The sequence below is a fragment of the Myxacorys almedinensis A genome (genome assembly GCF_010091945.1).
GTDB classification, from domain to species: domain Bacteria; phylum Cyanobacteriota; class Cyanobacteriia; order Leptolyngbyales; family Leptolyngbyaceae; genus Myxacorys; species Myxacorys almedinensis.
This window is the reverse complement of record NZ_WVIE01000051.1, coordinates 1-10,630: the sequence shown is the minus strand read 5'-3', so window position 1 is coordinate 10,630 and position 10,630 is coordinate 1. Positions and strand designations below refer to the sequence as shown.

The window sequence follows — 10,630 nt, the reverse complement described above, 5'->3', positions numbered from 1 at the left end:
ACCTGACATTGCTGTTTTTCTCCACACGGCAGAACCCATTCTCTCATTTGTCTCTCCCTTTTTTCAATTTGGTATCACCCGAATGTTGCTGGCATCCACTTGCGTCACGCGCACATTGGCAATGTCACTGGTTAGATTCCCCGCACTGAACTCGGTGGCATTCGTGAGCGCCAGCACCGCATTGGGAATGTCGGCAATTAGGCTGTTGCCCTCAGTGCGAAATTTGGTAGCATCGACCTGTAAGGGTTTGCCCTCGGCGGTTTCCAGAGTAATGTCCCACCTAGTGTCGGTACGCTCCAGTTTCACATTGGTCACCTGCACCGTGGCGGCTTCAATCTGTGCCATCCAGTCTTTGACGGTAGTAGCGGGACGGCTGAGGTCACGAATGCGGATTTTCCTACTCCCTACCTCCCCATCTCCCCCTTGCGAAGCGTGGCGCAGCCTGCTCCCTATCTCCTCCGCCCCTACTGACGGCGCAATCAAAACCGAGACGATACCTGCAACCACTGTCCACTTGAATGAATGACCCATAACGCTCCACACCCACAGTAAAAACTCTGTAATCAAGAACAATTCTCAAGAGATTACTGGATTACAGGGGGCAATTGGCGATCGCCAGGTTTCGCAAACGGAGTTTTTCGTCACTCAAACGGAATTTTTGGCTATGCCATAATTAACCCAATGATGCATCTTGCAAAGCAATGAGTGCCAAAGAGCAACTTCTTCAAGAAATTGAGCAAGCCCCAGACTTTCTAATTGACGAACTACTTGACTTTCTTCTGTTTGCCAAGATGCGGCGGCTTCAGGAGCCACCTGCTTTGAAGGGCGATCGTCCAGAGACACCCGGAAAAGGGTTGCTTAGACTCCTTGAAAAATTTCCCTTAACGGAAGCAGAATCAGCGCTACTGCCAACGGATCTGGCAGCCCAACACGATCACTATCTCTATGGATTGCCCAAGCGAGATTAAATGAAACAGGTGTTCGCTGATACCTTCTACTGGTTAGCACTGCTAAACTCCCGTGATGAATGGCACAACACTGCACTCAAAATGGTCGATACGCTTGAAGATGTGCAAATTGTAACGATCGACGAAGTGTTGGTAGAGGTTCTAAACGCGCTCTCCGCCTATGGAACGCGAATGCGCCAGCGTACCGTAGAGACGGTAAAGGAATTTGCTAACGAACCAAACGTTTTACACATCCCTCAATCACGCAGTACGTTTGCCAATGGACTTGCACTCTACGAACAGCGATTAGACAAAGAATATAGCTTAACCGACTGCATATCGATGCAAACCATGCGTCAGATGGGAATTGTGGAAGTCTTAACTGAAGACAAGCATTTCACGCAAGAGGGCTTCATCATTCTCTTTAGGAAAGAATTGCTTTAGGGCTGCTGCCAAACTTTTTGCGGAATGCCGTGGCAAAACTCCGGCGGTTTGCATACCCTACCTTGCGGGCAACCTCTTCCACATTCATGTGGCGTTCAAATAAAAGCTGGTATGCCTGTTCCAGTCGATAGTCGAGTAAGTAACCAAATGTGGTTTTACCAAACACCTGCCGAAAGCCCCGCTTGAGGCTGCATTCATTCAAGCCGACCTGGTGTGCCAGATCCATGAGCGTGGGTGGATGATGCAGATCCCGCAGCAAAATCTCCCTGGCACGGTGGAGGCGATCGACCTCCTCGGACGGCAATGGGGATAAAGGTACTCGCCCTCGCTGTGCCTCTACTTCTTCGGCAATGATCACTGCTAGCAGTTCCAGTGCCTTACTTTCCAGATAGATCCGCTTGGTGATGCCCCAGTAGGGACAGTGTAGAATCTGACGCGCGATCGCCTGCATAGCAGGGGAAGCTGTCGCATAACGAGCAGTGGCTAGTTGAGTTGACTGTCTGACTAAATGTTTCAACTCGGGTGGAACTTCCCCCGATCGATTGCCTGAAAAGGAGCAAAATCGCTCCGGTGATATCCAGGCATCAACAATCAAAAAAGGTTGTTTTGCGGAGGTTGCTAAAATTTGGCTGGGCAAAGCCCCCCCCACTCATCAGCAAATACTGTCCGACTCCTTGGCTGGGCAAAGCCCCCCCACTCATCAGCAAATACTGTCCGACTCCACCGTTCTGTTCGTTGCTGCTGTGAACATCCCGCATTTTACGAGTTCCCATAAAGCAACAACCATACAGCAAATCACTGCTTGATCGCTCTGAAGCCTGGATTACCAGGTCGTCATGCAGTTGATAGTGGCTGATCAATATCCCCAGTCCCGCTGGCAGGTCGATCGTCCGGCTGTATCCTTTGCCAAACTGGGACGGGTACTGCCAGGAGATATCAAACTCATCGGCAGGGTCGTATTGTTCCTGGGTGGATTCATCTTCAAAGAAAATGTCAAAGAAATGATGGCGCGAGATGCTGATGGTCATAGCAGTAAATGAGAATAAGTAGCATCTTCTAGAATCGCTGGATTGGGATAGGAAGGCAAGCGCGATACGCTATTTGCCATGACAACCAATTCACTTTGGATCTGCCACAAAAACGATCGTGGCAATGAGTATAGCGACAAAAAGAATAGGCACAGCAAGCTGCACTCTCTGAATTAATAGCGGTAGGGCGATCGCACATTTTTGATAACTTGCAACTATGCCCTAACCCAAAAACTTGAGAGGCATAACGGCAGAGGTGAGCGGCAGCAGATTACCTATAACTCAGCATCAAGATCTCTAAACTGTCCGCTCCACCGCAGTGTTGGGCTGCTTGGCAAGCCGCTCGTACACCAGCTACTTGAATGAACGCTCATAATCTTGAACAAACTGCTCAAATGCAATGGGTCGTCTCCCAGTTATTTCAGCAACTATATTCGTTATTGTCGGGTGTCCTTCACTTGCCACTTGCCACGATGCAACAATCGCTGCCGCATACCACTCGTGCAAACCAGCCTGAAGTAAAGTTCGCTTAAAATCACAGAGTGAAACATTGATATAGGTAATTTTTTTATTTGCAGCAGCAGAAAGCTGTTCAGCAATACCTTTTAATGGAAGCATCTCTAAGCCCGTGATGTTATGTGTGTTCCCCTCACCATCCGTTCTAGTCAATACCATATGTGCAACACGCACGACATCACGAATATCCACGGGGGCAGTTTTTGCTCCTTTCATTGGCAAAGATAAAGTTCCTTGTGTTCGTATCTCAGGTGTAAACCACAAGAAGTTTTGCATGAAAGAATTAGATTGCAAGATGGTAAACCTCATACCGGATTGCTTGAGATACTCCTCCGCGATCGCATGTTGTTTGAAAAAATGACAGTTTGATTCAGGATTTGCTTTTACCGTAGACAGCTTGACAATATGCTGGATGCCAGCGGATTTAGCTGCTTCAAAGAGTTGAATCTCTTGCTCTGCTTGATTCAGCGTATTTGGTGGAATGTCCATGAGGCGATTGCATCCAGACAACGCTGCATTGAGAGTACTCAACTGTGTAAAATCCCCTAGAGTAACGGAAGCTCCAGATGCCTGAAGATTTGCTGCTTTTTGGGGGTTTCGCGTCAGCACTCTCACTGGTTCACCCGCTTTCAAGAGTGCCTCAATTAATTTGTTGCCGACCCTTCCTGTCGCCCCTGTGATAATAATCATCCAAGACTACCTGATTTCAATATCCAACAACTTCTCCATGAAAACCTGGCATGGGCTGTCGTTATATCTCTCAATTGGATAAAAGCTGAGCTTTCGATAAAGCTTGAGTGCCTCTGGTTGTCGTTCTTCATTGGCTAAGTCAAGCCTGATCTTGCGATACCCTGCCTGCTTTGCAAAACCGCAGAGCAGTTGAGCCATTTTCCAGCCTAATCCTTGTCCTCGATACGCTTTGAGAAACCACATCCGCTTGAGTTCGCAAATTTCATCATTAAGTTTTCGGATCGCTCCAGTGCCGACAACTTGATCGGCATCAACCAACACTAAAAACGTGCCGCTATTATCGAAATAATGTGTTTGCACATTCTCAATGTCGGACATTGAATCATAGCGCCTCAAATCTTGTTCAGTCAGGATACCTTGCCAAATTTCTAGACAAACTGCCGTGACAATTTGTTTGGCTTGTTCAACCTGATGTTGCTGGATTGGTTTAACCTCAATCATTGGGATTAGTTTACGTGCTAATAGGTCATAGAATTCAACCTAGTGCTAGCTTAATCTTTGTTGCACCACCAAGAACTTTAAACCACCGCCCCACCAGTAACCTAAAGCAGCCCAACGCTCCGCTTCACCCGCTGCTAGTAATCTCTCGGACTCAACCAATAATTTTGAGCAGTCGGCGTGCAAGCGGATTGTTATACAGCTTCGCCTCGCCAGTCTCCCCGAAGAATTGCCCATATTTTTACATCTTCAAACACTCCCCACTTTCGTACTCGTTGACGTAAAACCCCTTCTTGTATAAACCCATTTTTCTGCAAAACTTTACCTGAACCTGGATTTCTAACCATGTGGTAGGCGTAGAGCCTGTTGAGATCTAAATTCTTAAACCCAAAGCGGAGCATAGGCTTTAATGCTTCACTCATATACCCTTGACCCCACACCTGAGCTGTCAACCAAAAACTCAATTCCGCTTGAGAGTGTTCTCGCTCAATATCTCGAATTTCGATGACTCCACAGAATGCTTTCTCAGATTTGCGCTCAATGACAAATGAAACTGAATGCCCTGCCTTAAAATTCTGAATTTGCCTTTGTATATATTGCTCCGCTTCACCATCAGGATACGGATGAGGAATAGAAATCATTGTATCAGCAACTTCATGAGCACCTGCCGCGCCTTGAAGCAATGGTGCATCTGCAAGAGATAAAGGGCGCAGAATCAATCTGATTGTTTCAAGTGTAGATTGAGCAAGCATGAGACGACTTTCTCTCGACCGACCTTTCCAGCAAATCTTAACATCGAAATTTCTCATCGCTGGCTTGCACCAGAACAATTGAGCACCTGCTGTATAACTATTATTTAGAGAGAAAGTTTCCGCATATCACCTTAAATTGGCTGGATCGGCGGAAAGTCTCCGCATATCATCCCAAAATGGGTGAATAGGCAGATAATCTCTGCCTAATATGCTTATCTGGATGGATAGGCGGAATTTCGCTTATTTTCAGATTTAGTCTGGCTGTCAGGCACAGGTTCCCTGCACTAGAGGCGACCCCTTGCAGGTAACTCGAAGCGGTTCCTACGGAGTTGCGCTCTGCGCTAATCGCGCTAGTTGCTTTCGAGTTGCGCTTTGCGAATCGCATCCCCTCCACTAAAATAAGTAAGCCCGACCCAATTATTCATCAACAGCAATGGCAGAGACCCTATTTTTCAACGCCCTACGGGAAGCGATCGACGAGGAAATGGCAAAAGATCCCACCGTGCTGGTGATGGGGGAAGATGTCGGGCACTATGGCGGCTCCTATAAAGTGACAAAAGATCTCCACAAAAAATATGGAGACCTGCGGTTGCTTGATACCCCGATCGCAGAAAATAGCTTCACGGGCATGGCGGTGGGTGCAGCAATGACCGGATTGCGCCCCATCATCGAAGGCATGAATATGGGCTTTTTGCTGTTGGCATTTAACCAGATTGCCAACAATGCTGGGATGCTGCGCTATACCTCTGGCGGCAACTTCAAAATTCCGATGGTGATCCGAGGTCCAGGTGGCGTGGGCAGCCGTCTCGGAGCCGAACACTCTCAGCGTCTCGAAGCTTATTTTCAAGCCGTTCCGGGTCTCAAAATTGTCGCGTGTTCAACGCCGCGCAACGCCAAAGGGTTACTCAAATCTGCCATTCGTGATAACAATCCGGTGCTGTTTTTTGAGCATGTCTTGCTCTACAACCTCAAAGAAACCTTACCTGAAGGGGAATATTATCTGCCGCTAGACAAGGCAGAAATTGTCCGGAAGGGAAAAGATGTGACGATTTTGACCTATTCTCGGATGCGCTACCACGTTTTGCAGGCGCTAAAAACCCTCGAAAAAGACGAGGTTGACCCAGAAGTGATCGATCTAATTTCCCTCAAGCCGCTAGATTTTGAAACGATCGGCGAGTCAATTCGCAAAACCCATCGCGTGATTGTGGTTGAAGAATGCATGCGAACCGGCGGCATTGGCGCAGAATTAACGGCATCGATCAACGATCGCTTTTTTGATGAGTTGGATGCGCCTGTGTTGCGAATGTCGTCGCAAGATATTCCGACGCCTTACAACGGAACGCTGGAGAGCTTAACGATCGTCCAACCTCAGCAAATTGCTGAGGCGGTGAGGCACATGGTTGCTGCCAAGGTTTAATAGCGGCTATTCCAATGCATGGAGAGGCTATGTTCTAGCTTGTCGGGTTTGGTTTCATCGTCGATCGCTTTGACGACCCGTCGATAAATATCTTCTGCCTGCTGAGGCGAGTTGCCGATGCTGGTTAGCCCTAGCTTGCCAAACTCTGATAGACAGCCCATCAGGTGAAACACGGTTCCCGTCTCGGTACTGGTGTCAAAGTGAAGCTGATGGTGAGCAATGATATCCATCAAATCGTTGGGCAAGAGACCTTGATATTGCGGCTTTTGCAAGTTGTCAGTTGCCATGTAATATTTGGCGCGCCCTTGCTGGCTATAGAACGCGCCGCTCGACAGATCGTAGCGTCCATTCGTCAGAAACTTGAGCGTCATAAATGGATGCGTCGTACCGCCTTTTCGGAGGTTAATCTCGATCGCATGGAATTCCCATTCCCCTGTGTTGGGCTGCACCACCGCGATAAAATCGACGCCAAACCGCTCTAGTGCGCCTTTTTCTGCGAGGCATCGACCGACTTTGAGGCTTAAATCTTGAATGGTCAACCGGTAGGCGTCATCTGCCGGAAAGCGGCAGCCCAGATAAATTTGCTTGCTGGGCCCGCCTAGAATCTGGTCGTGGGTGGAAAGAATTTCGACTTCACCATCGGGCGTGATCCGACCTTGAACGCTGGGTGACAGTTTGTTCTCCCCTTCCACAAATGCCTCTGCGATCGCACCCAATTCTGAAATGCGATTGCCGTAATTCTCCCAAGTTTCGGCTTTAGACTCAAACTCTAGCGCAGAGAAACGATCGTAGATTTTCGTCACGCGCTCAGCATGGCTCGCCGCTCCTGGCTGATAAGCTCTTAAGGGACGCAGATCAAACAGCGCATTGCCTTCTCCCGAAAAGCCTTCGTTGAGTTTCACCACCACGCGCTGCAACTCTGGCTGCCGTTCCCACAATTGCGCGATCGCCACGGCGAGATCTTTTTCAGTCCACATCAAGGGGCTGCCGTCTGGGTGGGGCACGCCTGCTTCGGCAAAGATTTGCCGACTGCCGCTTTTTGTCCCCCACATCAGCAAGTCTGGATCGAGGGCATACAGCGGAATGCCAAGCTGCACCGATAAATCACGCTCCATCGCCGTGGAATTGTAGCAAATCATGTATGCCCGATTGGGGTTAACCGCTTGACGAATGCGTTCTAACAACCGTGGACGATCGAGAATTTTTTGGCTGAGGGTTTTGAGGGATGAATCGTAGGCTGACAGCAGCAGCAAGCGATCGCGGGCATGGGAAAACGGAATTCCCGGCAAAAGCTGCAAATAGTAGTCAATAATGCTGGGATGGAGGGGCTGAGAGGTGACAAATACCAGACGGGTGCGGGGGTTTCGCAGGCGAATCAGAGAAAAGAGGAGGCGTTCTTCGTAGTGAAAAAAGCCTTCAATCTTCAAGAGTTCGCGCTGATCGACGCTGATCGATGGCACAACGACAATATCGGCGTCGCACATCTCAAAGTCTTCGACATTGCTCCAGCGATCGCGCAGTTGAGCCTGAAACTGCTGAAAACGCTCTGAAATGCTAGATGATTCCATCTCTATACGAACCTGCCACCAAGCGGGATACTAGTCATCATACATATTAGAAGGAGATTGACAACACGAGCGCAGGAGAGATTTTAGGCACACAGCACCATAAAACCGTTGAAAGAGAATGTCAATGGAAAAGACAAGCCTGAGAAAACAGATTCTTAATCGGCGAAAGCAGTTATCCCAACCGGAATGGGATCATAAAAGCAAGCAAATTTGCAAACACTTAGAGAAACTACCTTTGATGCAGCACGCCAACACTGTGTTGTCTTACGTTAGCATTCGGCAAGAGCCAGATTTGCATGCCCTCACCGTTGCGCTTCCAACCAAAAGGTGGGGGTTTCCTCGCTGTGTGGGGCAATCTTTGGTGTGGCATCACCCTGCGCCCGATTGCTTTGCGCTACAACCAGGGGCGTATGGCATTCTTGAACCTGATCCTGGCTCTCCCGTGCTGCATCCCGAAGAGGTCGATTTGCTGTTGGTTCCGTGTGTCGGGTGCGATCGCAGGGGCTACCGACTGGGCTACGGCGGCGGTTATTATGATCGGCTATTTGGCACTTTAGCCTGGGCAAATAAGCCTGCGATCGGCATCCTGTTTGAGTTTGCCGTAGTTGACGAACTGACGATCGACCCGTGGGATCGTGCCCTCACTGGAAGGTGTACCGAAGCGGGTGTGACGTTGTTTCGCAATTAACGATCGCTACCGAATCTGAAAATTGACCGGAAGCTGAAGATAGATATGTTGCGGATCGTTCATCGATCGCAGCGCCTCAAGTTGCTGCTGCACCGTTTCAATGCCTTGGGTTAACAAATCGTCAGGCTTCGGGGCGGCGATACCCAAGCTCGCTCCGACCAACCGTTCTAACAGCCGCTCTTCAAACGTGCGAGACTTTGGATACTCCTCAACCTGCCAGTCGTCTCCTAGCTTGGCGCGGTTTGCCGCATCGCGAATTGCTTCGTCTAACCCTCCTAATTCGTCTACCAATCCCAAAGATTTTGCCATCCCACCCGACCAAACTCGCCCTTGAGCGATTTCTGCAACCTTCGCTTTATCAAGCTTGCGAGACTCAGAAACCTTGCTCAAAAACTGATCGTAAATCTTGTCTACCGATCGCTGAATTAGCTTCAACTCTTCAGGGGTTTTGGGGCGAGACAGGGTTTGAGCGTCGGCAAAGCGCCCGGTTTTGACCGTATCCCATGTGATGCCATTTTGGTTTGCCAATTTTTGCACATTCAAAACCTGCCCAAATACCCCGATCGAACCCGTGATCGTATTAGGTTCGGCATAGATGCGATCGCTATAGGTAGCAATCCAATATCCTCCAGACGCCGCTAGATTGCCCATCGACACCACCAGAGGCTTGGCTTTGCGCGCCAAAATTGCCTCTCGTTGAATCACATCTGAGGCGGTGGCACTGCCCCCCGGACTGTTGACCCGTAAAACAATCGCTTTTACATCGTCGTCTAAGCGAAGATCTCGTAACTGCCGCGCAATCCGATCGCCGCCTGCATTCCCGGCAGTTCCCTGCCCGTTGACGATCTGCCCATCGACATACACGATCGCGACCTGATTTTGGCTGTTTTGTCGGGTTGCCTTGTCTTCTGCCACACGGGCATAGTTTTTCAAACTCACTTGGCGAAAGGATTTACTCTCTTCGTCGTTGCCAGTTAGGGTTTTGAGTTGGGCACTCATCTCGTCGGCATAAAGCACCCGATCCACCAACTTGCGATCGCGCGCTTCGGTAGCCGTGAGAAACCCAGCACTATCGACAATCTGCTGAAGCTGAGCGGGTTTGAGGTTGCGAGATTTGCTGGTGGTCGCCACAAACTCGCCCCACAAATCATTGAGCCACTGTTGAGTCTGTTGGCGATCGGCAGGGCTACGGCTAGAGCGCAAGAAAGGCTCAACGGCTGACTTATATTTTCCGACCCGCGTCACCTGCACGCCAACCCCATAATTCTGCAACGCCTCGGCAAAGAACACGGCTTCTGCATTAAATCCGTTGATCTCTAAATTCCCGATCGGATTTACGGCAATTTGATCGGCGATCGACGCGAGGTAATATTCCCGCTCTTTCCAATCCACGCCATAGGCATAGATTTTTTTACCCGTCGCCTTAAACTGCTCCAAGGCTTTGCGAACCTCTCGCAGCGTCGCCAATCCAGACGTTGACGACCCCTCACCGTCGTACAGATACAGCCCGGTGATGCGCTTATCTTTCGCAGCAGCATCGATCGTATTCAGCACACTTCTGAGGGCAATGGTGCTGCGATCGCTGCCCGCCAACGCCCCACTCAGCACTTCACGAGGGCTGGCACTAGAGGGCGCATCGGTAATCGTTTCTGAAACATCAAACACCAGGATCGATCGGTCTTTAACGGTCGGCGATGCATCTCGCGAAGATACGGATGCCACAATCACCAGCATCAACAGGCTCCCGATGCTGATACCCATAAAAATGAAAAGACCGAGAACCGTTGCAAGAGTGTGCTTTAAAAAGTCGCGCATAGGTTGAAGGAGAAGATCGAGGAATAAAAACGAGAGCGGCTCCGAGTCAGGGTAACTGGCTCTAAGGGATGAATAAATAGATGCTTCTACATGCTAGTGATGTTTGGGGTATCTGTGTTGCCACTCTGTTGAGTATGGTCGGTGAAGGTTTGAATCTACACTTCCCCGTTTAGGTCATACCAAATTAATCTGACGTGAGTTCGACGAACGGAAGGTAGCGCAAAAAGAAAGCTGAGACTACGTTTGAAAGAGTTGTAAAATTCCTTC

The 10,630-nt window shown here is 49.4% G+C and carries 12 protein-coding genes; 4 read left to right on the top strand and 8 right to left on the bottom strand.

What is annotated here, in order from left to right; translation table 11 throughout:
• Window positions 1-63: 63 nt before the first annotated feature.
• Window positions 64-567, bottom strand: a complete 504-nt coding sequence (locus GS601_RS22380; protein ID WP_162425507.1) for an AMIN domain-containing protein — start codon at window positions 565-567, stop codon at window positions 64-66.
• A 134-nt stretch (window positions 568-701) separates the two neighbouring features.
• Here GS601_RS22380 and GS601_RS22375 point away from each other — a divergent pair, with 134 nt between their 5' ends.
• Window positions 702-968, top strand: coding sequence for a hypothetical protein (locus GS601_RS22375; RefSeq protein WP_162425506.1), 267 nt, complete (start codon window positions 702-704; stop codon window positions 966-968).
• Window positions 969-1,391, top strand: a complete 423-nt coding sequence (locus GS601_RS22370; RefSeq protein WP_162425505.1) for a type II toxin-antitoxin system VapC family toxin — start codon at window positions 969-971, stop codon at window positions 1,389-1,391. It abuts the gene before it with no gap.
• On the opposite strand, the gene GS601_RS22365 is transcribed toward GS601_RS22370, so the two are convergent.
• From GS601_RS22365 to GS601_RS22345, 5 genes are all read right to left on the bottom strand, one after another.
• A complete protein-coding gene (locus GS601_RS22365) occupies window positions 1,372-1,908 on the bottom strand; it encodes a helix-turn-helix transcriptional regulator (RefSeq protein WP_238393459.1) in 537 nt (178 codons plus the stop codon). The two genes, GS601_RS22370 and GS601_RS22365, sit on opposite strands and share 20 nt — an antisense overlap.
• A 67-nt stretch (window positions 1,909-1,975) precedes the next feature.
• On the bottom strand, window positions 1,976-2,419 hold the full coding sequence (locus tag GS601_RS22360) for a hypothetical protein (protein WP_162425503.1): 444 nt from the start codon (window positions 2,417-2,419) through the stop codon (window positions 1,976-1,978).
• A 354-nt stretch (window positions 2,420-2,773) separates the two neighbouring features.
• The gene (locus GS601_RS22355; RefSeq protein WP_162425502.1) at window positions 2,774-3,625 is read right to left on the bottom strand and encodes an SDR family oxidoreductase; all 852 of its coding nucleotides are present in this window, start codon (window positions 3,623-3,625) and stop codon (window positions 2,774-2,776) included.
• A 6-nt stretch (window positions 3,626-3,631) separates the two neighbouring features.
• Entirely contained in the window at window positions 3,632-4,126 is a 495-nt protein-coding gene (locus GS601_RS22350) for a GNAT family N-acetyltransferase (RefSeq protein ID WP_162425501.1), read from the bottom strand.
• A gap of 191 nt (window positions 4,127-4,317) precedes the next feature.
• Window positions 4,318-4,875, bottom strand: coding sequence for a GNAT family N-acetyltransferase (locus GS601_RS22345; protein ID WP_162425500.1), 558 nt, complete (start codon window positions 4,873-4,875; stop codon window positions 4,318-4,320).
• A gap of 433 nt (window positions 4,876-5,308) precedes the next feature.
• Here GS601_RS22345 and GS601_RS22340 point away from each other — a divergent pair, with 433 nt between their 5' ends.
• Complete coding sequence (locus GS601_RS22340; RefSeq protein ID WP_162425499.1) at window positions 5,309-6,292, top strand: alpha-ketoacid dehydrogenase subunit beta; 984 nt, start codon at window positions 5,309-5,311, stop codon at window positions 6,290-6,292.
• On the opposite strand, the gene GS601_RS22335 is transcribed toward GS601_RS22340, so the two are convergent.
• Window positions 6,289-7,860 (bottom strand): peptide ligase PGM1-related protein, encoded by a 1,572-nt coding sequence (locus tag GS601_RS22335; RefSeq protein WP_162425498.1) that lies wholly within the window; start codon window positions 7,858-7,860, stop codon window positions 6,289-6,291. The two genes, GS601_RS22340 and GS601_RS22335, sit on opposite strands and share 4 nt — an antisense overlap.
• Window positions 7,861-7,984: 124 nt before the next feature.
• Between GS601_RS22335 and GS601_RS22330 the strand changes: the two genes are divergently transcribed.
• Entirely contained in the window at window positions 7,985-8,548 is a 564-nt protein-coding gene (locus tag GS601_RS22330; protein ID WP_162425497.1) for a 5-formyltetrahydrofolate cyclo-ligase, read from the top strand.
• Window positions 8,549-8,554: 6 nt separating this feature from the next.
• Here GS601_RS22330 and sppA read toward each other — a convergent pair whose 3' ends face one another.
• The gene (gene sppA / locus GS601_RS22325) at window positions 8,555-10,363 is read right to left on the bottom strand and encodes a signal peptide peptidase SppA (protein WP_162425496.1); all 1,809 of its coding nucleotides are present in this window, start codon (window positions 10,361-10,363) and stop codon (window positions 8,555-8,557) included.
• Window positions 10,364-10,630: the final 267 nt, after the last annotated feature.